General features: G+C 41.6%; 22 protein-coding genes. 2 read left to right on the top strand and 20 right to left on the bottom strand.

The features are described 5' to 3' along the window. Positions 1–19: 19 nt before the first annotated feature. The 11 genes from ACA086_RS10255 to rsgA all read right to left on the bottom strand — a co-directional run bounded on the left by ACA086_RS10255 (position 20) and on the right by rsgA (position 11,924). Complete coding sequence (locus ACA086_RS10255) at positions 20–748, bottom strand: hypothetical protein (protein ID WP_371003214.1); 729 nt, start codon at positions 746–748, stop codon at positions 20–22. Positions 749–758: 10 nt separating this feature from the next. Further along, positions 759–1,322, bottom strand: a complete 564-nt coding sequence (locus ACA086_RS10250; protein WP_371003213.1) for an RNA polymerase sigma factor — start codon at positions 1,320–1,322, stop codon at positions 759–761. Positions 1,323–1,416: 94 nt separating this feature from the next. Continuing rightward, the gene (locus ACA086_RS10245; protein ID WP_371003212.1) at positions 1,417–2,394 is read right to left on the bottom strand and encodes a polyprenyl synthetase family protein; all 978 of its coding nucleotides are present in this window, start codon (positions 2,392–2,394) and stop codon (positions 1,417–1,419) included. 123 nt (positions 2,395–2,517) lie between these two features. After that, a complete protein-coding gene (rlmN, locus tag ACA086_RS10240; protein ID WP_371003211.1) occupies positions 2,518–3,561 on the bottom strand; it encodes a 23S rRNA (adenine(2503)-C(2))-methyltransferase RlmN in 1,044 nt (347 codons plus the stop codon). A 68-nt stretch (positions 3,562–3,629) separates the two neighbouring features. Then, positions 3,630–4,679 carry a tRNA preQ1(34) S-adenosylmethionine ribosyltransferase-isomerase QueA gene (gene queA, locus ACA086_RS10235; protein WP_371003210.1) on the bottom strand — a complete coding sequence of 350 codons (1,050 nt, stop codon included), beginning with the start codon at positions 4,677–4,679 and terminating at the stop codon, positions 3,630–3,632. Positions 4,680–4,823: 144 nt separating this feature from the next. Beyond that, on the bottom strand, positions 4,824–6,077 hold the full coding sequence (locus ACA086_RS10230) for a 3-phosphoshikimate 1-carboxyvinyltransferase (RefSeq protein ID WP_371003209.1): 1,254 nt from the start codon (positions 6,075–6,077) through the stop codon (positions 4,824–4,826). Between the two features lie 65 nt (positions 6,078–6,142). Continuing rightward, a complete protein-coding gene (locus tag ACA086_RS10225; RefSeq protein ID WP_371003208.1) occupies positions 6,143–6,469 on the bottom strand; it encodes a nucleotide pyrophosphohydrolase in 327 nt (108 codons plus the stop codon). Then, positions 6,435–8,480 carry a DUF3857 domain-containing protein gene (locus ACA086_RS10220; RefSeq protein ID WP_371003207.1) on the bottom strand — a complete coding sequence of 682 codons (2,046 nt, stop codon included), beginning with the start codon at positions 8,478–8,480 and terminating at the stop codon, positions 6,435–6,437. Before ACA086_RS10220 ends, ACA086_RS10225 begins: the two co-directional genes overlap by 35 nt. A 22-nt stretch (positions 8,481–8,502) precedes the next feature. Next, positions 8,503–10,413, bottom strand: a complete 1,911-nt coding sequence (locus ACA086_RS10215; RefSeq protein WP_371003206.1) for a DUF3857 domain-containing transglutaminase family protein — start codon at positions 10,411–10,413, stop codon at positions 8,503–8,505. An 82-nt stretch (positions 10,414–10,495) separates the two neighbouring features. Continuing rightward, a complete protein-coding gene (gene dtd / locus ACA086_RS10210) occupies positions 10,496–10,945 on the bottom strand; it encodes a D-aminoacyl-tRNA deacylase (protein ID WP_371003205.1) in 450 nt (149 codons plus the stop codon). Positions 10,946–10,976: 31 nt separating this feature from the next. Next, the gene (rsgA, locus tag ACA086_RS10205) at positions 10,977–11,924 is read right to left on the bottom strand and encodes a ribosome small subunit-dependent GTPase A (protein ID WP_371003204.1); all 948 of its coding nucleotides are present in this window, start codon (positions 11,922–11,924) and stop codon (positions 10,977–10,979) included. A 98-nt stretch (positions 11,925–12,022) separates the two neighbouring features. Here rsgA and ACA086_RS10200 point away from each other — a divergent pair, with 98 nt between their 5' ends. Next, positions 12,023–12,463 (top strand): hypothetical protein, encoded by a 441-nt coding sequence (locus ACA086_RS10200; RefSeq protein ID WP_371003203.1) that lies wholly within the window; start codon positions 12,023–12,025, stop codon positions 12,461–12,463. Between the two features lie 54 nt (positions 12,464–12,517). Here the strand turns inward: ACA086_RS10200 and ACA086_RS10195 are convergent, their stop codons facing one another. From ACA086_RS10195 to ACA086_RS10175, 5 genes are all read right to left on the bottom strand, one after another. Beyond that, a complete protein-coding gene (locus ACA086_RS10195) occupies positions 12,518–13,192 on the bottom strand; it encodes a head GIN domain-containing protein (protein ID WP_371003202.1) in 675 nt (224 codons plus the stop codon). Positions 13,193–13,257: 65 nt separating this feature from the next. Beyond that, positions 13,258–14,340, bottom strand: coding sequence for a chorismate mutase (locus tag ACA086_RS10190; RefSeq protein ID WP_371003201.1), 1,083 nt, complete (start codon positions 14,338–14,340; stop codon positions 13,258–13,260). Position 14,341: 1 nt separating this feature from the next. Beyond that, positions 14,342–15,208 (bottom strand): prephenate dehydrogenase, encoded by an 867-nt coding sequence (locus tag ACA086_RS10185; protein WP_371003200.1) that lies wholly within the window; start codon positions 15,206–15,208, stop codon positions 14,342–14,344. Then, positions 15,205–16,362 (bottom strand): pyridoxal phosphate-dependent aminotransferase, encoded by a 1,158-nt coding sequence (locus ACA086_RS10180; RefSeq protein WP_371003199.1) that lies wholly within the window; start codon positions 16,360–16,362, stop codon positions 15,205–15,207. The genes ACA086_RS10185 and ACA086_RS10180 overlap by 4 nt, the downstream gene beginning before the upstream one ends. After that, positions 16,359–17,186 (bottom strand): prephenate dehydratase, encoded by an 828-nt coding sequence (locus ACA086_RS10175; protein ID WP_371003198.1) that lies wholly within the window; start codon positions 17,184–17,186, stop codon positions 16,359–16,361. Before ACA086_RS10175 ends, ACA086_RS10180 begins: the two co-directional genes overlap by 4 nt. Positions 17,187–17,587: 401 nt before the next feature. Here ACA086_RS10175 and gldA point away from each other — a divergent pair, with 401 nt between their 5' ends. Beyond that, on the top strand, positions 17,588–18,484 hold the full coding sequence (gene gldA, locus ACA086_RS10170) for a gliding motility-associated ABC transporter ATP-binding subunit GldA (RefSeq protein ID WP_371003197.1): 897 nt from the start codon (positions 17,588–17,590) through the stop codon (positions 18,482–18,484). Between the two features lie 9 nt (positions 18,485–18,493). Here gldA and ACA086_RS10165 read toward each other — a convergent pair whose 3' ends face one another. The 4 genes from ACA086_RS10165 to ACA086_RS10150 form a co-directional block, all read right to left on the bottom strand. Further along, positions 18,494–20,932, bottom strand: coding sequence for a penicillin acylase family protein (locus tag ACA086_RS10165; protein WP_371003196.1), 2,439 nt, complete (start codon positions 20,930–20,932; stop codon positions 18,494–18,496). Positions 20,933–21,024: 92 nt separating this feature from the next. Next, the gene (locus ACA086_RS10160) at positions 21,025–21,963 is read right to left on the bottom strand and encodes an alpha/beta hydrolase (protein WP_371003195.1); all 939 of its coding nucleotides are present in this window, start codon (positions 21,961–21,963) and stop codon (positions 21,025–21,027) included. Positions 21,964–21,975: 12 nt separating this feature from the next. Then, positions 21,976–23,643 (bottom strand): formate--tetrahydrofolate ligase, encoded by a 1,668-nt coding sequence (locus tag ACA086_RS10155; protein WP_371003194.1) that lies wholly within the window; start codon positions 23,641–23,643, stop codon positions 21,976–21,978. Positions 23,644–23,885: 242 nt separating this feature from the next. Beyond that, a complete protein-coding gene (locus ACA086_RS10150; RefSeq protein ID WP_371003192.1) occupies positions 23,886–24,860 on the bottom strand; it encodes a DPP IV N-terminal domain-containing protein in 975 nt (324 codons plus the stop codon). Between the last annotated feature and the right edge of the window lie 106 nt (positions 24,861–24,966).

Raw genomic sequence — 24,966 nt, 5'->3', positions numbered from 1 at the left:
ATTTATTAGTAAATTGTAATTATTCGTTTCTGTAAGCTATAGCCGTTCTTACTTTTAAATAGCCGTCTTTTAGTTTCTCAAATAACTGGTCTCTGAAGGAACGATTAACTTCCTCTTCCACATCAGCCAAAAGAGCCAGGGCATCAACCCTATCATAATTCTGAATAGGTCTCTTATTCAACAATTCTGCCTGAGCTTCCATCAGCAGGGAATCAATTACTTCATCAGACACAACACCCTTTGTCTCTTCCAAAATGGCAACCTGTGCCACAACTTCAGCAATTTTGATTTCCAATTTCTCAGCCTGCAAAATTTCCTTCGCCGATTGCTGTATGTTTTCTTCTTTATATTCCTGCGAAACCTCAGCAATTTCCGAATTCATTTCCATCTGCTGCTCCGGCTTGTAACTGGTCTCATTCTCTGATTCAGACTGCACAGCAATTACTGATTTTAATTCGGAGGGTTCTTCTTCCATTATCGCGGGTACATCCCGCTCAGTTTCGTTCGTGGAATTAACCACCTCATTGCCCGGGATAGTTTCATCTGCTTCCGGAGATAAAAGGAAAATCGAAATAAATACAATCCCTATAAATCCTGCTGCGACCGCATATTTCCAATATGCACCCCTCTTCGTAGTTTTAGCAGATCCCAGATGAGTTTCAATGACAGACCATGAGTCCTTGGAAGGATTTATTGTTCGTTCATCCAGTACCTCTCTTATTTTATTATCGAAGCGATTCTTTGCCATAATTTTTTTCTTAAGATTTTGTCCTCTTCTTAATTTCCAAACTACTGATACGTTGTTGTAGAAACTGCCTTGCCTTAAATAGCTGCGATTTAGATGTGCTTTCAGAAATCTGAAGTAATTCAGCTATTTCCCTGTGTTTATATCCTTCCACAGCGTAAAGAACAAAAACCATTTTATAGCCTTCTGGCAGGGTATCGATCAGCTTCTGGACTTCTTCAACCTGCAGGAGGGATTCGTGATACATCACTTCCTCTGCATAACTTTCAATTTTATCAGAGTCGAATACCACAAACTGATTCTTCCGCAGATACGAAACGGCCTCACGAACCATTATTCGCCGTATCCATCCTTCAAAGCTCCCTTCAAACCTGAAGGAATGCAGGCCTTTAAAGACTTTTACAAATCCGCTTATCATTACATCCTCCGCAAAATGAACGTCCTTAATATATTGCCTGCACACCGAAAGCATTTTAGGTGAATGTTTTTCATAAAGGGTGCGCTGTGCATTCCGGTTACCCTTAATAGCTTTTCTAAGGGTTACCTTCTCGTTCTCGTACAATGAAATAATCTTCATGTAGTTAGTCCTTCTTTAATAATAGACGAGACAAACATCAAAAACGTTGCCTGGATGTGAAAAAAAAAAGAGATATTATTAAAATCCTCGAATACTACTTCTTTCGATCAACCACATAATTGACCATCAGTTGCAGGGCTTCTTTATAAGGAGAGGCCGGGTAGGTGTCCAGCAATTCAAGGGCTTTTTCCTGATATTCGTGCATTTTTGATTCGGCATACTCCAGTCCGCCCTGATCTTTCACAAACTGAATTACCTCTTTTACGCGCTTCTTGTCCTTGTTGTGATTTTTTACCGAATTAATAAGCCAGCGTTTATCTTTTTCTGAAGCTTTATTCAGGGCATAGATAAGAGGAAGAGTCATTTTCTGTTCCTTGATGTCTATCCCTGTGGGCTTGCCAATTTTCGTTTCTCCATAGTCAAAGAGGTCGTCTTTTATCTGAAAGGCCATTCCACATAGTTCGCCAAACTTGCGGAAGGTTTCCACATGTGGAGAATCGGGCTTAACAGAACAGGCCCCCAGACTGCAGCAGGCAGCAATAAGTGTGGCTGTTTTTTGCCTGATGATATCGTAATAGACTTCCTCGTCGATATCGAGACGTCTTGCTTTCTCCAGTTGCAGTAATTCCCCTTCGCTGATCTCTCTTATAGCGACAGAGATAATCCTGAGCAGGTCAAAATCCCCGTGCTCCACCGATAGCAGCATACCTTTGGAGAGCAAATAATCCCCTACCAGGACAGCAATCTTATTTTTCCACAAGGCATTGATGGAGAAGAAACCCCTTCTTTTATAACTTTCATCCACAACATCATCGTGAACCAGGGAGGCTGTATGGATAAGTTCGATGACCGATGCTCCCCGGTAAGTTCGCTCGTTTACCTCCCCCTCGTTGACCATTTTTGCCGTCAGAAAGACAAACATAGGTCGCATCTGCTTGCCTTTCCTATTGACGATGTAATAGGTGATTCGATTGAGCAGGGCCACTTTAGAGGACATGGAATCAAAGAACTTCTGTTCAAATAGTTCCATTTCCCTGCTTACAGGTTCTTTTATTTGCGAGACTACTTTCAATTCCGGAGGATTGTTACGAGATCTTTGTGAGTTTTAAATTTAGGCAAAAAATATGCAGGCCTTGCCCGGCAATCGTTTTTCTTCACTATAGAATACCTGAATGTGTTCCAAGGCTGAGGTTATTCAGGATTTATTAGCCAGTTGCCCGCAGGCAGCGTCTATATCCTTCCCCCGTGAACGTCTTACGGTAACTGTAATTCCTGCTGCTTCCAGTGCATCGACGTACATATCAATTGCGATATCATCAGCTTGTCTGAAATCCCCGTCATCAATAGGGTTATACTCAATGAGATTTACCTTGGAGGGAGCAAACCTGCAGAATTCGACCAGGGCATCCACATCCTTCTGACGGTCGTTAACACCTTCCCAGACCACGTACTCATACGTTATCCTGCTTTTCGTTTTCTGATACCAGTATTCCAGGGCTTCCCGAAGATCGGAAAGGGTAAAGGTAGCATTGAAGGGCATTATGGAAGTCCGGACCTCATCAATGGCCGAATGAAGGGAAACAGCCAGTTTAAATCTCACCTCTTCATCTGCCATCTTACGAATGATCTTGGGAACTCCGGAGGTAGAAACTGTGATTCTCTTTGGAGACATCCCCAATCCTTCATCCCCGGTTATTTTATCAATCGCCTTAAGGACATTTCTATAATTCATCAATGGCTCGCCCATTCCCATAAAAACAATATTGCTGAGGGGGCGATTGTGGTATAATCGACTTTGGCGGTCTATGGCAACAACCTGATCGTAGATCTCATCCGGATTCAAGTTTCGCATTCTCTTCAAACGGGCCGTTGCACAAAATTTACAGTCAAGGCTGCATCCCACCTGACTCGAAACACAAGCGGTTGTTCTTTTTGAAGTGGGGATTAAAACCGACTCTACTATTAATCCATCGTGAAGGCGAACAGCATTTTTAATCGTACCATCCTTACTACGCTGCATGTGGTCGACCTCAATATGGTTGATCACGTATTGCTCCATCAGCATGGACCTGACACTCTTTGAGAGGTTGGTCATATCCTCAAATGAATGGGCTCCTTTTTTCCACAGCCATTCAAATACCTGGTCGCCACGATAAGCCTTATCGCCCCTTTCCAGGAAAAAAGACCTCAACTCTTCCCTTGTTAAAGCTCTGATGTCTTTCTTTTGGATAGCCTCCATTGTTTGAATTAACTGTTCCTTGGTTTGCTCCTCAAGAAGAGGATAAAGGGTCTGTTTATCAGGATTGCTTATATGATCAGCATCGCATCTCCGTAGGAGTAAAAGCGGTATCCTTCAAGGATGGCCTCCTTATAAGCCCGTTTCATAAGATCATGACCCATAAAGGCCGAGACCATCATCAGCAATGTAGATTTCGGCAGGTGGAAATTGGTAACCATAGCGTTGGCAATACTGAATTCATAGGGTGGGAAAATAAATTTATTTGTCCATCCATCAAAAGTATTGAGCATATGTTCGGAGGAGACTGCACTTTCGAGACCTCTCATTGCGGTAGTTCCCACGGCACATATCCTTCTCTTCCTGTTCTTCGCTGTATTGACAATTTCGGTAGCACGTTCATCAATGACAAGTTCTTCACTGTCCATTTTATGTTTGGATAAATCTTCTACTTCCACTGGGTTGAAGGTTCCCAATCCCACATGCAGTGTGATTTCAGCAAATTTGATCCCTTTAATCTCAAGACGTTTCAGCAGGTGTTTTGAAAAATGAAGTCCGGCAGTAGGAGCAGCCACGGCACCTTCATGTTTGGCATAAATAGTCTGGTAACGCTTTTCGTCCTCGGGTTCAACGTCCCTTTTTATGTATTTTGGCAAAGGTGTCTCTCCTAATTCTCTGAGTTTTCTTCTGAAATCTATGTAGGCACCATCATAAAGAAAACGAAGTGTACGTCCACGAGAAGTGGTATTATCTATAACCTCAGCCACCAGGCTTTCGTCTTCTCCAAAATAGAGTTTATTTCCAATACGTATCTTTCGGGCAGGATCAACCAGCACGTCCCACAGTCGCTGTTCTTCATTCAGTTCACGTAACAAAAACACTTCAATCCTCGCCCCGGTTTTTTCTTTGTTTCCAAACAATCTTGCGGGAAAAACCTTGGTGTTGTTTAATACCATCACATCGTCTTCATCAAAATAGTTGATAAGATCTTTAAACATCTTATGTTCGATCTTTCCTGTTTCTTTGTGAACGACCATCAGCTTTGATTCATCCCTGTGTTCTGAAGGATACTCAGCTAATAACTCTTTTGGAAGTTCAAAATTAAAATGTGATAATTTCATAGAAGAATGTTTAGTCGATTAAAAAAACCTGTAGATTAAAACAGGATGCCGAATTTTCACCGGGATTCTGGTATGCAGGATTAATTTAAAAGCTGCAAATATACGACCTGGCAACAGGCCTTGTCAAGTAAATAGATGATTAAATCAACCGGCTACATGGCGAATTTGAAAATTGAGTTCTTTCAGGTCATCCCAGAAGTCCGGATACGACTTGGAAACCACGCTGGCATCTTCAATAAATAAATCTGTTTTCAAGGCCAGTGGCGCGAATGCCATGGCCATCCGATGATCGTTGTATGTCGCTATAGATACGTCAGATTTGATCATATCACCGGGGGCCAATTCAAGGTGGTGATCTGAAACTTCAATTCGGGCCCCCAGTTTAGAAAGCTCGGTCTTTAGAGCTTCCAGCCGGTCAGTTTCCTTGATTTTTAAGGTGTGGAGCCCGGTTATATGGCAGCCCATTCCCAGGCCAAAGCAGTTTACTGCAATAGTCTGTGCGATATCAGGGGCATCGGCCAGGTGGAATTTCAATAAGACATTTTTATTCTTCTCAGATTTAACAGGATGGGCTAATTTTCTAAGGTGCAAGGTCTGATCTTCGAACTGGGTTTCTACCCCGAAGCTTTGGTATAAATCTGCCAGCACCCTATCCCCTTGCAGGCTTTTGGCACTATATGAAGTGAGCTCCAGATGGGTTCCTATTTCACTAAAGGCAGCAATACTGTAAAAATAGGAAGCAGAACTCCAGTCTGATTCCACCCTTATACTTTTTGGTAAAACGGTTTCCGCCGGTTCTACTTTGATTTTATTTCCGGAAAATGAAGTGACGATTCCAATTTCATTTAAAAGTGAAAGTGTCATTTTAATATAAGGCACCGAAGTAATCTCCCCGGTAAGTTCTAATTCCAGACCCTCTTTCATCCCAGGCGCTACCAAGAGTAAGGCAGAAATATACTGACTGCTGATATTTGCAGGCAAACTCACAATTGATCTCTCAAGCTTTTTTCCTCGAATGCGCAAGGGGGGATAACCTATATTTTTCTCGTATTCAATGTCGGCCCCTAATTGGAGGAGGGAATCAACCAATACCTTAATGGGCCGTTCCTGCATCCGTGAAGACCCTGTTAGGGTGACCTCAACTCCTTCGCGTGTGGCGAAGTAAGCGGTAAGAAACCTCATCGCCGTACCTGCATGATGAATATCCACGGTTCCGGTCCTGACCTTCAGTCCTTTCCTCATTACTTTTACATCATCTGCATTGGAAATGTTTTCTATTTTGAGTTGGGGGTACAGTGCCTGGAGGAGCAATAATCTGTTCGACTCACTTTTAGAACCTGTGATACTGATCCTGGAATGCTTAACTGGAGCTAACGGCCCTGAAAGATGAAGTGTCAATGAGATAATGTTTTGAATTGTCCTTTGTATACCCGCCGTTTTTAACAGGATCCACAAAGGTACTCTTATTTGAGTTTTTTATTATCCTGGTGTCTTTTGTGATCTCGCCTGGTTTTCAATTCCAGTTTTTTGTCAAATGCTTCCTGAAGATTAATTCCAGTTTGATTGGCCAGGCAGAGGACTACGAAAAGTACATCGGCCAATTCTTCTCCGAGATCTTTGTCCTTGTCTGAAGGTTTTTCGCTCTGCTCTCCGTACCTGCGTGCAATAATCCTGGCAACTTCCCCTACTTCCTCGGTGAGTTGAGCCATATTGGTAAGTTCATTAAAATAACGAACTCCGTGTGCTTTGATCCATTCATCTACCCTCTGCTGAGCGTTTTGAATTTTCATTTTTGTTTGCTTTAGATAAAACTACTTTTTCTGCCTCTTTTTCAACTATGATTTTAAAGAAATTTTTTAATTCCTCATAGTTTTGTGCAGGGATCACTGCTTCATTAAACTTAAGATCCGTCATAAGCTGAATAGAATTATTTGTTTTGTTAATATTAAAAACAAAACCACCCATATTGTTCTGCAGAGAAATGTTGATGGGTTCTGGCAAGGAGATCACTTCATATCCTTCGGGAATTTTAATGTTAATCACGTAACGCTCTTCCCATGGAAAAGTAAAATCTATCGGAAAATTCCGTTCTTCAAGTTTAAACGGATTTTCTTTCATAGCGAAATTAAACAAAGGTGAAAAATAAATATTGTCACCCGTAACAGTCGATTGAAACTCAAGGCTAAATTCAAAATTTTCGGAGATGGTTTCACCCAGTACTTCTTTATTGGTTATTTCATATTCCGAGATTAACATACCCTTATTACGAGTTTCCAGATTTTCTAAATAAGTTTCTTCATCTAGTTCGTTATATTGATTTCGAAAGAGATAGGCGCTATGACCGGAATAATATTTTCTCATTTTTCCATGAATTTCCCCTTCTTCCTCCATAGAAATAGTTAACATTATTACCTCACGAGAGGGTTTGGATGGAAATAAAGAAACGGACGAAAAACTCCCGTCTTCGTTAATCTGTTTCCCATACCAATTTAAAGCCCGTACCGGTATTATATTGGGTTCGGCATATTTATTTGTGGCATCCAGAAAAATTTGTTCCTCATTTAAACTAACCATGGCAACCACATAATTAAATCCTTCTCTTGTAGGAAAAAGAGGAATCCCGTGATCACGGGTACTAACCAATACCGGATTTGCCATTAACCCGGCACCTCGTAGCATAGCAATTAACATTAAATTAATTTCCGCAATATTCCCGGAGCGTTCTTTAAATGCAGCCTTAACTCCCTTGTCCGTATTATATCCCCTATAACCATTCCATGTCATATAGTCTTGCACATATTTATAAATGGCCGAGACTTTTGTAGCTTCATCATCTGTATCTTGAATAATTTCCTTTAAAACATCCTTAAAATACCCGCTGTAGTTAAGTTGCCTTCCAAAATCGTCATGATCAAAAATAGTCTTGGCTACCTCCTCCCAGGTCGTTGAATACTCCTTTCTGGGAGAATTCGGAAATTGTACATATTTCAACTCATAATTAATACTACCTCTGTAATTGTCCATGTTATTAACATAGGACTCTTCCTTAAGTGCCGGCGTATCTTTTAAAACATATGAACTTCTATACACGAAATAATCAAGACTATTAGACCTTGTATTTCCCGGCCCAGCATATCCTCCCTTTACTTGGGAATTATAGGTTAATCTTCGCGCTTCCTTCGAGTAAGTAGGGGATATTGTTAAAAAACCTTTCATTATTGATTGAAACATATAAAATTCCGGAGTTGTTACAACTATTTCCTGTTCCTTGATCGGAATATCATATTGAATATAAATTTCATCTATAAGATGTGCGAAGGGCGAGGTAATTGTGTATTCATAATCAATAATACTTCCTTCCTTTACATTCGGCATAGTAAAAGTGTATTCATCATAATATTTATTGCGTTCTTTGGTATATGTTTCCGATCGTTTTAGTTTGGTAGTTACAACCTTTCCATCTTCCAAATTGTAGGTTTCAGCTTTTAATCCTGATACAGTTTCTCTATCTCCCTTATGATTATATAAATTTTCAGAAATGGTGGCATAGGAAAATCCTTCCGTCTTGTAAATTTTAATTCTTTTTCGGACTGTTGTAATGAGCTGAAACCCTGTAGATTCTTTATAAATGAAATTTACCGCATGCGTTCTCTGCAACACAGCGGCACTTGCCGCAGAATCAGTCGCATAAGACATTTCCTCCAGCATTTCCTGATTGATGTCATCAAACTTCAAACTTTGTCCATTCAATCCAATGGAAAAGAACATAAGTGCCAACAATAAGATGTAAAATTGATTCATAGGTAACATTTAAAAGCTTTGATTATAATTGTTTTAATACCATTTGAGCATTATCATACTTTGCAACTTCTTTCCTGAAGTTTCTATAATCCTCGTATTTATCTTTGGGAAATAGGTTAGTTTTTAACAGCAGACTTCGGGAATAGGTGAGAGTATTACTTTTGTTATCAAGATCAAATTTTAGGTGATATGTCCCAAACTCATTCTCAATACTTACAGCTCTTGGAATGGCCTCAATTGCATAGCCTGCCGGGAGTACAATAACATATTTATCTTCATCCAGGTATCCTCTAGATATTTCGAAAGGCAAGCTTCTGTTGCGATAACGTTTTGGAATGTAAGCATTTCTGTTAAGCACATTAGGGCTAAGAAACAGTCGATTACCACTCTTTACCGCATAATTTGATGCCTCTAAATCAATATCTTCCACGAATTCAACATCCTCCTTATTGTTTTGAAACTGGAAACCGATTATTTGAAGATTATTTACATTGCTCCAGAATTTTTTGTAGTATTTTATTACATCATCTTTGTTTTCATTTACCAGAAAAAAGTGCGAGTCGTATTGTGTTCCTTTCGTTTTAATTTTTACCTGCGCTTTTAAGCTCAGATCTGCGCTTATAGATATAGATGCTGTAATATTCTGCCTGTTAAACTCATTTAAATAACTCGGAGTACGACGCAATTCTCCACCGTTGGGCTTAATAACCATCACGGTTCTGTCATCTGTAAAATCACCAAGGAAACCAAATGGATGTGTTTTGGAGGTGCAATCTATCCAATGGTAATTCTCGCCTTCTGGTATGGCCAAAATAACATGATTCCCTTGGGACAGATCAGCAAAATCTTCAAAAAAATCTATTTTCGTGTTACCTGCTTCCACATGCACGTAATATGCTTCCACCCCAACTAATGCCAATAAGGCCTTTGTGAAGTTAGACAAGCCTTTACAATCCCCATATTTTACTTTATCTACTTCAATCGCGCTTATGGGCTGAATCCCTCCAATACCTACCTGAACACTTATATAACGCATATTGTCCTGTACATATTGGTATATTTTCTTCGCCTTCGCCATAGGATCTGTGATGCCCTCAGTTAAGGCTAATACATCATCTTTTGTTTTATCCGAGACTTCATTTCGGTTTTCCAACATATTTGAATACATCCATAATCCTAAATCCTTCCAATTTTCTACTTTTCCTAAAAATCCTTCATAGTTAAAGGTGGTTGGCCGAACCATGATCTTTGGTGCAATTTTAGAAAAAGCAGGGGCATGGGCCTCACTTTTCATCGATGGAATTTCCGATCCTATAAAAGTGGTGCGATTTTCATTTTCAATTGTGTTGATAGAATACCCATCCAAATGAAGAGTCAATATTTGTGGTTTCATTTCGGGAATTTTCCAGCTAATATTGTAGACACTTTTTTCTGTACTCACCATAAACCCTTCCAGAAAATACCAGGATGGTGTAATAGCAGTATTCTTAGTAGATAAGTTATAAGTAAATTCAACTGTATAAGGATAATCTATTGGGGTGTATTTTAGATATTTCACTCGTGAATCTGAATATAATGTCCCCCCATCTACGGCACTGATATCATTAAAATCCCGCTCTTTGAATTTTTTTATCTCAGAACCATTTTTATCATACACAATTGCTTGAACATCTTTTATTTTTATACTGTTGTTATAGCCCACTTGACCATTAACATGCGTATCGCCCAATTTGTTTAAAACTGTTACTACTCTTCTCATGGAAATTTCCATTTCCGTCAAGGAATGCAATTCAACGTCTAAATGATTTAGACGCACTACGGCATTGGCATTTTTAACTAATTTTTCAGGGATTGCGCTAACGGCAAAGTTTAGATCTTGTGCTGTGAGGATACTAGAATATAAAGGCAGCAAGAATAGTATTAAGTGTCGCATAAATAGGTCTAGGTTGGCTAATATTACCTAAATATGAAAAAATTCCTACAAAATTTAAAACATAAATAAACAAAATTGCCTCCTACCTATTTTTAGTATCGATAAAAATGGTCACAGGACCGTCGTTCAATAAGGCAACTTTCATATCCGCCCCGAAAATCCCCGTTCCTACTTTTTTTCCGAGGTCGAGTTCAAACTGTTTTACAAAATCCTCGTATAAGGGAATGGCCACCTCAGGTTTTGAAGCTCTGATATAAGAAGGCCTGTTTCCTTTTTTTGTACTCGCATGGAGGGTAAACTGACTAACCACTATTGCATCTCCATCTACTTCCTTCAAAGATCGGTTCATCACCCCATCCTCATCATTGAAGATACGTAAATTGGAGATTTTATTTGAAAGCCAGGTGATATCTTCCCGGGTGTCGGCATCTTCTATACCTAATAGAATAAGAAGTCCTTCTTCAATTTCTGCAGTCCTTACCTCATCCACGGTAATATGTGCCCAGGCCACCCTTTGTACTACTGCTCTCATTCTTTACTATATTTCCAGGTTCTCCTCCCTCCTACCCATCATAATCATCAAATCGGTAAGTGTCTTCTTCCCCACTCACCATTTGCACATAACTTTTATATCTGCTCCAGGAAACCTCATCATCTTCCAGGGCGTCTTTTACGGCACATTGAGGCTCATCTATATGCAAGCAATTGTTGAATTTACAATCTTGTTTCAGGGCAAAAAATTCAGGAAAATAATCTCCGATTTCCTCTTTCTCCATATCTACAAGGCCAAAGCCCTTGATACCAGGAGTGTCAATAATACGCGCATTAAAACTCAGGTCGTACATCTCCGCAAAAGTGGTAGTATGTTGTCCCTGCAGGTGTTGTTCAGAGATCTCAGCTGTTTTTAATTCCAGGGAGGGTTCTATAGCATTGATCAGGGTCGTTTTACCTACTCCTGAATGCCCTGAGAACATGCTGATCTTGCCAATCATCATTTCTTTAACCTGCTCTACATTCCTGCCTTCTTTGGCGGAAATCCCAAGGCAGGTATACCCAATTTTTCTGTATAGTGCTGCGAGATATTTAACTTCTGTCAGCTCATCCTCGTCATAGGTATCAATTTTATTAAAGAGCAGTACCGTTTTTATGTCATAAGCCTCGGAAGTTGCCAGAAACCGGTCTATAAAAATGGTGTAGGTTTTGGGGTTATTGAGCGTAATCATCAGAAAAACCTGATCAATATTTGCCGCAATTATATGGGTTTGTTTTGAAAGCTTAACTGATTTCCGGATAATATAGTTTGTCCTTTCTTCAATATCATGGATCACTCCAAAGGTATCATCTCCTGTCTTCTCCAATTCAAAGCTTACTACATCCCCTACTGCGATAGGATTGGTACTTTTTATGCCCTTGATCCTGAAACGGCCTTTTATCCGGCAATCGAATACCTCTCCTTCGTAAGTCTTAACCGTAAACCAACTCCCTGTTGATTTATAAACAGTTCCCTTCATTCTTGTTCATATCTCTCCACAAAGAAACAATATTCCTTTAACACTATGGGTTATCTTTAAGGTACAAAAACTAGTTTAACCCATTAAAGATTAATTATATGAAAAAAAGCATCTTTTTAATGCTTCTCGCCATTGGTTTCAGCCTCGGACTGGAAGCGCAGCAATTTAAAGTTATCACCAGCGTAGAATCTATTGTTCCCAATGGTCTGGGGAGATCCAGAATCATAAATGCCCTAGAGGAAAAAGATTACAAGGAATTTAGCAGTGTTCAAACTGAAGAAGATAATTCAAGAAATAAATCAGATCGCGGGGAAATTCGCGTAAAGAATTTTGAGGAGACAAAACTCCTAAACTTTTACAATCTGGGAGGTATTCGCTTCCAGAATATCGCTGCAAACGATGCCATTATTACATCTATGATCAATACAATGATTTCTGAGGGATGGGAATTGGCTTTCGTAACCAGTGCCGTTGAAAGCGAGGGCGGTAAAGGTGATGGACAAGGAATATTTATTACCCGATATATATTTAAAAAGTAAATGCAAATAAAAACCCCGCAAATGATCTTGCGGGGTTTTTCTGTTTTTATAAGACTAGTCCTTAATATAAATTCGGCCTCCAGCCATGGTATTTTTATTCACTTTTTTTGGATTACCGTAAACATAAACGTCTCCACCGGCCCTGACATTGATATCTACTTCATCTGAAGCACTTAGGGAAGCCTCTCCACCGGCAAGAATCTTGATAGAAGTATTTGAGGTTTTGAGTTCCTTACCTTCAAAAACACCCCCTGTTGTGAGGACAATAAACTGGTTTCTGGCAAGCCCGGAGGCTTCAATTATTCCACCGGTTACGGCCCGAATATCTACATGATCGACTTCCAATCCGACCTTTATCTGCGCTCCTTCCTGTGCCTTTAAGGTAATCCTGTCCTTTTCAACGGTTTCATTGCAAACAATTTTAGCTCCTTCATTCCCGTCAATAACATCGATATCAGTATAATACACCTCAATGAAGGTATCCTCTCCCTGGAATTTCTTTTCGAGTTGCATACGGAGTTTCAAGACGCCGTCTCTGTTTACAAATCTGATGTCATCCACATTTTTACCCTTTATCAGAATACGGTTTTCATTTGATTTGATCAGATTAACCTCGATCAGGTCGTACACCTTAATTTCGTCAAATTCTCCAACTTCTTTGTCGACAATCCGTTGTGCAAAACTCATTGTAGATATGAGCAGGACAGTAAGAAAAATAGCTCTTTTCATAATTCAGTTTTAGTGTTTTCATAAAGACTCACCAGAGTCTCATTTGTTACAGTATAATAACACTTTTATGAATTAATGATCTTTTCCTGGTGGTTGATAGATTCCTGATGGATCGCTTTAAACATCTTAAGGACGAATTCCTCGCTTAATCCCTTGGTCTCCCCTTCAAGGATCATTTTCCCCAGGATGGCATTCCATCGGTTGGTTTGCAAAACGGCCACGTTGCGTTGTTTTTTCAACTCCCCGATGCCATCAGAAACCTGCATCCTTTTTCCCAGCATATCGATGAGCTGGTTATCGATGATATCGATCTGTGCCCGCAGGTTACTCAATTTGTTTTTATATTCTGCTTCTTCATCTGTTTCCTTTCTGATCTTCAGGTCTTCCATGATCTGTATAAGTCGTTTAGGGGTTACTTGCTGGGCTGCATCGCTCCAGGCGTTCTCAGGATCGCAATGCGTCTCTATCATCAGACCGTCAAAGTTGAGATCAAGAGCAGTCTGAGATACGTCAAAAATCATATCCCGCTTCCCGGTAATATGTGAAGGATCATTGATCAAAGGCAGGTCTGGGAATCTGGTCTGCAACTCAATAGCCAGCTGCCACTCCGGAATGTTTCTGTACTTCGATTTTTCGTAGGTAGAAAAACCTCTATGAATTACACCTAACTTCCCGATATTGGCCGAATGCAGTCGCTCTACAGCACCCAACCATAGAGAAAGATCAGGATTTACCGGGTTTTTTACCAAAACGATCTTATCGGTTCCCTCGAGGGCATCTGCTATTTCCTGCACGATAAACGGACTCACAGTAGATCGCGCTCCTATCCACAGAAGGTCAATATCGTGTTCCAGGGCCAGTTCCACATGTGTACGGTTGGCCACTTCTGTTGCTGTTTTTAAGCCCGTTTCACTTTTAACCTGCTGCAGCCATTTAAGACCTATGGCACCAACACCTTCAAAATTACCGGGGCGTGTTCGCGGTTTCCATATTCCTGCTCTGTAGTAATTGACATCTGTATCCTTGAGTTCATGAGCAATCTCTAAGACCTGCTTTTCGGTTTCTGCACTACAGGGACCAGCTATCACCAGGGGGTGAGAGAGCCCCAAATCATCTAACCATCCTCTTAATTCGTTTGAATTCTCCATATTATCCTTGTATTTTATTCAGTGGTATTCCTTTTAAAATCTCTTTTATTTTATTGGTATTCTCCATTTCTTTATATATCCCTTCCATATCATTGTCTAGTAATTTTTCCTTGAATGCCTCCAGGTTCTGTATGTATTCCTCCAGAGTTTCAATCACATTTACCTTATTCTGCTCAAATATGGGAGTCCACATGTCAGGGGAGCTTTTTGCTAATCTCACCGTGCTTTCAAAACCACTCCCGGCCATATCAAAGATATCGCGTTCATTCTTCTCCTTCTCTATTACGGTTTTACCCAACATAAAGGAACTGATGTGGGATAGGTGGGATACGTAAGCTATATGTTTATCGTGGGCTTCCGGGTTCATATACCTGATCCTCATCCCAATTCTGGAAAAAAGATCAAGGGCTTTCTCCTGTAGTTTGAACGCCGTCTTTTCTACTTCACAAATAATGTTTGTCTTCCCCTGATAAAGACCTTCAATAGCAGCTTCAGGACCTGAGAACTCCGTACCTGCTATAGGATGACAAGCAAGGAAATTTCTTCTTTTCTGATGTTGTGAAACGGAAGAGCAAATCAGGGATTTAGTTGAACCCGCATCGATGATAAGCGCATCATCCTTTATCTTGTTGAGGAGATCGGGAAGGATTTTTACAGCTGCATCAACCGGGATCGCAAGAAAAATCAGATCAGCATCCGCCAGCATAGATTCCTCTCCGATCTTATCAATAATGTTGAGTTTCAATGCAGTCTCCAGATGCTCTGGCTTATGATCCAGGCCGAAGACTTCTGCATCGGGTAATGCCCTTTTCAAGTCTTTAGACATAGAGCCACCAATCAAACCAATACCTATGATTCCTATTTTCATTTCTGATTTTTAAATCGTGTTATAGCCTCTTCGATCTTTTCCGTTTTAACGCATAGGGAAAATCGGATATAACCTTCGCCATTGCTCCCAAAAATGGTCCCGGGGGCAATAAAAATATCTTTTTCGTATAGAATTTGGTCTATAAATTCCTCAGCTGGTGGAGCCCCGGGAGGTAGTTTTGCCCAGACGAACATGCCTACTGCCCTGGGATCGTAAGTACAGTTTAAAAGTGTCGCCAGTTCAAACATGTGCTGTCTCCTGGCTTCATAAATCTTGTCGAGTTTTTCAAACCAGTTTTTCCCGCTTTTCAATGCGGCAATTGCTCCTTTCTGAATCCCGTAAAACATCCCGGAATCCATATTACTCTTCACTTTTAATATGGCATTGATATGATCTGCCTTCCCCAGTACCATTCCTACTCGCCATCCTGCCATATTAAAGGTTTTACTCAGGGAGTTCAACTCTAAAGCGACCTCTGTGGCTCCTTCTATTTGAAGAATGCTTTTGGGGTTCGTCCCCAACACAAAGCTGTACGGATTGTCATTGACCAGCAGAATCTGTTTCTCTCTGGCAAAATCGACCAGTGCCTTCCATTGTTTTTCCGATGCGACTGCCCCTGTTGGCATATGTGGGTAACTTACCCACATTAGCTTTACTTTACTTAAGTCTTGCCTGGCAAGTTGTTCCAGATCGGGAAACCAATTCTGGTCTTCCTTCAGGTCATAAGTCACGGGCGTGGCACCTACCAGGCGGGTCACAGCCATGTATGTTGGATATCCGGGATCGGGAATCAGCACCTCATCACCGGGATTGAGGAATGCCATACTAATATGCATAATCCCTTCCTTGGACCCCATTAATGGAAGGATATCTGTACCTGGATCGGCTGTTACATTGAATTTCTCCAAGTAGAAATCGGCTATAGCCTGTCTTAGCTCAGTTAAGCCCTGGTAGCTCTGATATTGATGTGCCCCATTTTCAGAAATTGCTTCTGTTAATGTTCGGAGTACTTCAGGGGAAGGAGACAGGTCGGGACTGCCAATACCCATATTAATGACCGGTCTTCCATCGGCCATCAATTTTCGTACTTCCTTTAATTTCCTGGAGAAGTAGTATTCTTCTATCGTTTTGAGTCTGTCTGCCGTAGCTATCATACCCTTACATTTTTATATTCTCCCAACACTTTAAAATCTTCCGACATGATCTGCAGCAGCGATTTGGCCTTTGCAAATTGCTTGTAGTCTTCAAAGGTAACATCGACAAAAAAAGCATACTTCCAGGGCGTTTCAATGATGGGTAAACTCTGAATTTTGGTCAGATTTAAATTACAATCACTCATTACATTGAGTACTGTTGCCAGGCTACCCCTTTTGTGGTCTGTTATAAATCGCAAGGATGCTTTGTTGATCTCTTCCCTTGGTAATTCCTTATTTACTGTTTTTACGACAATGAATCGTGTAGCATTGTTTTTAATGGTCTGAATCTCCGGAGCAATAATCTCGAGATCATAAAGTTCAGCCGCTACCCTGGGGGCAATTGCCGCTATCCCTAACAATTGGTTCTCCTGGATCCGAAGGGCCGTTTCGGCTGTATCCACATCTTCCACCATTTTAATATGGGGTTGGGTTTTAAGGTATTCCCTGCATTGCAGCAGGGCCATAGGATGTGAGCGCACTTCGCGTATATCGGCAAGTGACTGCCCTTTAAGCCCCATCAGATGGTGATGAATGTTCAGGTAATGTTCCCCAATTATATGTAGTTTATTTTCATAAACCAGGGCGTAATTAGGAATTATTGATCCCGCTATGGAATTCTCAATAGCCATAACCCCTTTATCCGCCTTTCCTTCCAAAAGCTGATCTACCAATCCATGGAAGGAGAGACATTCCACCAATTCAATTTGGTCGCCGAAATATTCCCTCGCCACCTGGTAGTGGTTAGAACCCTTGATCCCCTGAATTGCAATTCGTTTTCTCACCTTTTTATTCAAAAAAAAAGCCCCGACTTTAACGGGACTTGCTTTTATATGGTTTAACACTTATCTACAATAGTCCCTTGCCCCTTTGATAAAAGAAGTAAAAATAGAAACCATTCCAGAAATTGTTATGCGTCATTTTCTTATAAAACTGAGGCTAAGGTAATTATTAAAATGAAAAATAGATCCTTTGTCCATTATTTTTTTTGATGTCTGCAATATTTAGAGGAAAACTGCGAATAATTTTTCAAACTATGACATATTCTGAGGATTCTTTAATTATGGAATCCAGAGAGGAAATGTTCATTCGAGTTTTAAGAAGGCTATCGGGGAGTAATTAGGCCATCAGATACTATTCAATTTTAGGACACATTCTTTACTTTTACAATACCAAAGAGTAAGATATGTCTATCGTAGTCGAAAACCTGAGTAAATCATATAAAGGGCAGGCTGCTCTAAAAAATGTTTCTTTCAGTATTGAGAAAGGCGAGATCGTGGGTTTTCTTGGCCCAAACGGTGCTGGCAAGTCGACATTGATGAAAATTCTCACAACCTATCTCAATGCCGATGAGGGAGAAGCACGGGTAAACGGATATCATGTGGTCTCGGAGGCGAAACAAGTACAGAAAAGCATTGGGTATTTACCAGAAAACAACCCGCTCTACCTTGAAATGTACGTAAGGGAATATCTTTATTTTATAGCTGAGCTGCACTCGGTTTCCAGGAATTCGGTCGAGGAGGTCATTACCCAGGTAGGTCTTGACAAAGAGGCCCATAAGAAGATCGGACAGCTTTCCAAAGGGTACAGGCAGAGGGTAGGACTTGCGGCGGCCCTGGTCCATCAACCTGAGGTTCTTATTCTCGATGAGCCTACTACCGGTTTAGATCCCAACCAACTTCTCGAAATCCGAAAACTTATACGGGAAATTGGAAATGACAGAACTATATTCCTATCCACCCATATCATGAAAGAAGTGGAGGCAGTTTGTGACCGGGTTTTGATTATTAACAAAGGGGAACTTGTTGCCGATCAGAAATTGTCTGCCCTCAGGGAAGGAACCGAGCAGATCATTGAAGTTGAATTTGACTACAGGGTTGAAGAAGCCTTTTTGATGAAACTTCCACATGTTACCCATGTTAAAAACACAGTTGGTTTTGTATATGAGATCACCTTTAGTCATGAAAAGGACATGAGAGCGGTAGTATTCGACTTTGCACATGACAACAAGCTAAAAACGCTTCAGTTGAGCCGGAAAAACAAAAACCTTGAAAGTCTTTTTACGGAACTTACCGGAGCATGAAATTCTTCCCTATTCAGGGATATATGTGACCTTTTCCGCTGCTACAGAATCGATCTTTTTACGCGAAAAATAGACCGGAAAATACTTATCCTTTGCCCATGGCTCAAAAAGGTTGTCGTAGAAGGCGCTTTTTGGATCCCCGGACTGACCTGGGCTATTGGTACCCACAGCTTCGTCCCAGTCCCCTGTACTAACGATCATTCTGAATGAGGCACCACTGCTCTGCCTGTTATTGTTTCCTGTAGATCCGGGGGTATACCCATTCCCTCCACGGGGAAGCGGCCCCAGGTTGAGGGAATCTGCCCAGGACTGATTTACCGCTTTGGCCAGAGGATGTGTCATAAAGGTATGTTTATATTTCGCCTGTCCGTATTTCCAATCCTCAATTTTATCTCCCAGATCTTTTTGCAAAAGTTCAATCCCCGATGAGAATGCCTTTGCAAGGAATTCATCTCTGGCCTCTTTAGCCCGAAGGCCAAACTTTTGATCAGGATTTAGCATCCAGTCTATAACTCTTTTCATTTGCAGGTCTTCAATCACTCCTTTTGCTTTTGATGGAATGAACCGCTCTTCTGCCATTCGTTTCAGTTCTTTTTCAAAGGCAACATATATTCCGGCTTCCACGCTCCCTGGCAAAAGCTGGTAATCCCATTTTTCCAATCGCTGTTTTGCTTCTGCTGATTTTCCTTCTAACTCCAGGCCAGACAAAAGTGGGACAAGCATCCTGGCTGGTAATGAAACATAGTCCACCTGAAGTGCCTGCATCTCCTGCATTGTAAATTTCTTCCCTGAACTCAGAACTTTCTCAATACGATCGCCCCGATAGGGATCAGACCATGAATAGCCGATGGCGTCCCAATGTTCATAATCGTCGGGAGTTACATTCTGGTTTGCTGTGGCGATATATCCCCGTTCCGGATTGACCTCATGAGGTTTTTCAATGATGGGCAGATACCCATCCCATTCGTATCTCCCGTCTCCGGGCACAGGAACCAGGCCACTGAAATTCCTGCGTACAGGTGCAATTCCCACGGCCTGCCAGCCAATATTTCCTTCCGTATCAGCCCAGATCATATTTTCCCCGGGAATATTGCTGTAATTGCAGGCTTCCCGGAATTCTTCCCAGGTCTTCGCCTGATCCATACGTAGGGATGCCAAATAGGGCGAGCCCCCCGGTTCCAACCAGGCACATCTCACGGCATAGGCTTTATTGTTAAGACTGTCTACAAAGGCCACAGGTCCGTGGCGTGTATAATTCAAACGCACTTCTTCCGCCTGTCTCCCTTTTACAGGGATCGATTCTGAAATCGTCTCCATGGTTTCCCATTTTCCCTGATACCTGTACTCATTTAGGTTTTCCGGGTTGAGGTCATAAACGTAAAGATCCTCCCCATCCGTCCTGAATACTGTAAGGCCCCAGGCTCCGAACTCATTGTGACCTATGGAAATACCCGGAATTTCCGGTTCCCCACCCCCGATTACGTTCCAGCCGGGGGCCACCAGATGTGTCATATACCTAAGGGAAGGCACTGCTATAGTTCGGTGGGGATCGTTGGCCATCAACGTATGTCCATCAGTAGTCATTGATTCACTTAAAACCCAGTTATTACTTCCAATTGATAAGGAATCATAAACATCAACTTGTTCATCTTCAAAAAAGGCCGTAGCAACAGACCTCCTGTAAGCAGGATCAATATCTTCCGGTAAGAACCGGACAGGTCGCCGGTAGGCAAAGTACAGATCCAGAATTTCCTCACTGAGAAGGGAAGTATTTATAGCAGGGTCCATTTCCAAAATTGGATCTTTCGGATGAAACCAGTACAAATCTTTAACCGCATTCACCCCAATTTTGTCAACAGCCATACCTATTTCGAGTTCAGCTCCAATGTTTCCCAGTAGCCCCTGATGTCTCGATATAACCACCTCAGGGGTCCATTTTTCGGGAAGAATGTTGAGCATCTTAAACTCTATCGGGAGGGAGTCAGGATTATCCAGGGCCTCTTCTATATAGGCATTAACTCCATCCGTATAAGCTGTGATAATCTCTTGACCCCGATCGTGGTAATGATTGAATTCCCGTGTTAAATCCCCACGGTATTTAAAGAGTCGGGTACCAATATCCCTCTTTAGCTCACGTTCTCCCAGTATTTCTGCTACGGTCCCCGTTGCCTGCCTGCGCCAGATCTCAAACTGAAAGAGTCGGTCTTTGGCCGCGGCATAGCCCTGTGCAAAAAACAGGTCGTGTTCGTTATTTGCATAGATGTGGTTGATTCCCCATTGATCCCGGACAATTTCAACAGGTTCCTGCAGCCCCTCTAGAAGCACTTGTTCAGACGGACTGGACTTACAGGACAGGAATATCCCTGAAATAATAAAAAACATCAGAATTGGTAAAACCCTGAAATACTCAAAGACAGAGGACGAATTACAATATGCTGATCTGGTCATTAGTGTGTTTTGTAATGAATTGATGAAAAAGCAACAAAGTTTATACCTCATTCCTCAGTTGCTCAATCCTGGAAATGATCTTTTTACAGCGATTACTTCATATTAATAAAGGACACAATGGCCGGAATTAGTCCATCCATAAGAGGCAGGGAGGGATTATTATACGACTCAATATTTTCCATCCGATCTATAGGTGCCTCCTTTAAAACGTGATTCATTCCTTCTAAAATGACCTTCTCTGCTTCTGGGTTTGCATTGACCAGCATTTCGGCGTCCTTAACTTTTACCTGAATGTCAGTGGTTCCCTGCAGAACAAGGACAGGGCAATTGAGTTTTGCAATCTCTTCTGTCGGATTATACTTAAACCAGGAGATCAGATAAGGTTGTACGCTTGGCCTGAAAAGTGAATTCAGCATGGGATTGATACTGTCTACGGTTTGGCCTTGCTCCAGTGTAGTTATTATAGGATCGGTCATGGCAGTCACGGCAGGTGGTTGCGGACTTAATTGTTCCCTGAGAATATCGGCAGCAGGTCTTCCGACACCGGCAACAGAGATAAATTTATCGGCCTTAGCGCTATTCGCGGCGATCATTCCGAGAAGTGATCCTTCACTATGCCCCATAATAATCAGTTCATCAAACCTGGGGTCAGCTTTGAGTTGGGTACTCCAGGCCTGAGCATCCTCAATATACGTTTCGAACCTGAGATCCTCTTCCGCAGTCATAGCCCCCGCACTTGCTCCTACCCCTCTCTTGTCAAAACGCAAGCTCGCAATTCCGTTTTCCAAAAAACCCTCGGCCAGCATTTTAAGAGAATTATTGGTCATCATGGCGTTATTGCCATTACGATCTGTAGGTCCCGAACCCGCGATAATAAGTACTACAGGAAATTCACCCTGGCCCTCGGGTACTAACAAGGTACCCTTAAGCATTCCTGTTTCAGTTTTAATTTCAATTTCTTCCTCAGCCTGTGCCAAAAGAATAGAGCTTGTGAGGAAAAGCAAGGAAAATAAGAGGAATCGTGTATTCATTTTTTAAAAGAATTAGAAAAGACCGGTGATGGTCTCGTTAGTATCAATAGAAATATATTCAGCAGAGGGCGTAGCAGGTAAGCCCGGCATTCTGAGGATATTTCCCGCAATGGGAATAATAAATCCTGCTCCGGTTGCTATTTCAAACTCACGAATATTTATGTTGAAATTTTCAGGCCTCCCCAGTTTCTTCTCGTCATCGCTCAGGCTTTTCTGTGTCTTGGCGATACATACCGGGAGTGTTCCATACCCCATATTCTCATAGCGCTTCATTTGTGCCTTGGCCTTGTTTGTCAGGATAACATTTTTTGCCCCATAAATGGTACTGCAAATTTTCTCCATTTTTTCACGAATAGAATCGTTCAGGCTGTAGGTGGGGATAAACTTGGTTTTACAGCTTTCTGCCGCATCAACAACCAGATCAGCCAGATCCACACAGCCTTTTCCTCCTTCGGCCCAGCCATAGCTAAGCGCTGCGGGAACCCCGAGTTTTCGACAATGCTCAAGGAGTGTTTTTTTCTCTGCCTCAGTATCACTATTAAATGCATTGATAGAAACAACTATCGGAATTCCAAAGCTCTGCAAACTCTTTATATGTCGTTCAAGATTGGGCATTCCTGCCGTCAGCGCATTAACATCTTCCTGTGTTACCTTGTCGAGGGGCATACCGCCGTGGTATTTTAAAGCCCGTATTGTTGCTACAAGCACCACTGCCCTGGGTGACAGCTCTGCCTGCCTACATTTAATATTGAGAAATTTTTCCGCTCCCAGGTCGGCACCAAATCCGGCTTCAGTGACAACATAATCCCCTAAACTCAGTCCCATTTTTGTAGCCAGAATAGAATTGGTTCCCTGGGCTATATTAGCAAAAGGACCCCCATGAATAATGGCCGGATTTCCCTCCAGGGTCTGAACGAGATTTGGTTTTATCGCATCCTTTAATAATACCGCCATTGCTCCCTGTGCGTTGAGGTCTCTTGCATAAACAGGCTTTCCTACCCAGGTATTCCCGATATAGATATTAGCGCATTTCTCCCGCAGATCTTCCAGGCTCCTGCTAAGACATAGGATGGCCATAATCTCCGAAGCGGCTGTGATGTTAAATCCTGTTTCCCGGGGTATCCCACCGGCTTTCCCCCCCAGGGCAGCAATAATATTGCGCAGTCCCCTGTCATTCATGTCCATACAGCGTTTCCAGAGTACAGTTCTGGGATCTATACCCAGATTGCGCGACTTGCTCTGAATATTATTGTCGATAAGTGCTGCGAGTAAATTATTTGCCTTTTCAATGGCATGGAAATCCCCGGTAAAATGAAGGTTGATATCCACCATGGGTATCACCTGACTCCATCCTCCTCCGGCTGCGCCTCCTTTGATACCAAAAACCGGACCAAGACTGGGTTCACGTAGCACAATAACGGCTTTCTTCTTCCTGAAATTAAGTGCATCTCCCAGACCAATGGAAGTTGTGGTCTTTCCTTCTCCTGCAGGAGTTGGGGTAATGGCCGTAACCAGGATCAGGTTTCCCTTATCCACAGCATCTTCTTTTATAAGATGCAGTGGCAATTTAGCTTTGTTAGAACCGTAATATTCCAGTTTATCTTCCGGGATGTTTAACAAAGCTGCAATATCTCTGATGTGTTTTTCTTCAACACTTTGTGCGATTTGAATGTCAGTCATTAGGAGTTGTAGTTTTTGATTCTATTGAGTGTAGAATTTAGTATATCGTAAATCACTATTGGCTATTTAATTTCATTTTATTCACTACAAAATAATCTGGACCAATTCTACCTGAACCGATTACAAGGCTTAATAAGCCTACCCAAAGAAAACTCATAGCAACTTCTGGGGTATTAGTTTGTGGTATAAGAGTAGATCGATAGCAAATTCTTCGTATTCTGGTTTTAATCGAGATCGTACTATTATTCCTCCAATGATACAGGTGCCCAGGCCGGCGATTCATTTCTAATCCTTGTGTTGGTCAATCGCCTTTTTTCATTGTTTTCTATATTGATGATATAAATATCGTAGTTATTGCCCGTTCCCGCGGTATAGGCTATCCACTTTCCATCCGGTGACCAGGAAGGCGAATAACAGTCGAGAGTATCTTTGGTAATATTCCTGATATCATTTCCGTGTGCATCCATCACAAAAATTTCGAAACTATCTCCTTCTGGGCCGTAAAAGGCAATTTGATTTCCATCAGGAGAATATACAGCCCCGGAATCGTATCCCGGTTTATCAGTTATGCGAGTTACCTCACTCCCATCTGCTTTCATCCTAAAGATCTCCCCGTTTGCTGCATGGGTAGTATCATTTAAATCTCGTAATTGACGTGTAAAAAGTATGTGCTTTCCATCAGGAGACCAGGAAGGACTTTCTTCATAATCTGAATTGTCTGTAAGTGCCGTTAAATCGCTGCCGTCTATCTTCATTTTATAGACAGAACGACTCTTCTCGTTTCGATTGCTCATAAATACGATCTGCGATCCGTCTGGAGAAACAACGGGAAGGACCTCCTCAGAAGGGTGGTTAGTTAACCGCAGGGCTGTGTCCTTCTTCAGATCGAAAATGTAGAGTTCCGGATTTCCATCTCTGTTGGAATAGGCGATAATCTTACTTCCGTCAGGGAACCAGGAAGGGCCGTACTCCATGGCAGGATTATTAGTAATATTCCTGAGATTACTGCCTTTCACATCCATCAGATAGATCTCTTTGTTCCCGTCCCGATTCGTATTAAAGGCAATGGTGCCCGCCGGCTTATTATCGGGTACTTTAATTTTCTTTTCCTCTGTTTTACAGGATGACAAAAGAATCATCCCCAACAGGAAGAAAAGGAACGATCGATAAATCAACAAGGATATTCCTTTAGACCAAGGTGTAAAACTTGATTTCATATATGGAAATTTCCCTTAAAATATAAAAAAAGGACGGACAGGGGACTAAAATACTTAGGGAAGTGAGTTTAATCTTCCCTGTCTACATTAGAATAGTACTTACTTA

It is taken from the genome of Muriicola sp. E247 (genome assembly GCF_041358175.1).
In the GTDB taxonomy this organism is placed as follows: Bacteria; Bacteroidota; Bacteroidia; order Flavobacteriales; family Flavobacteriaceae; genus Muriicola.
The sequence above is the reverse complement of the archived record's forward strand: the minus strand, read 5'-3'. Positions and strand labels throughout refer to the sequence as shown.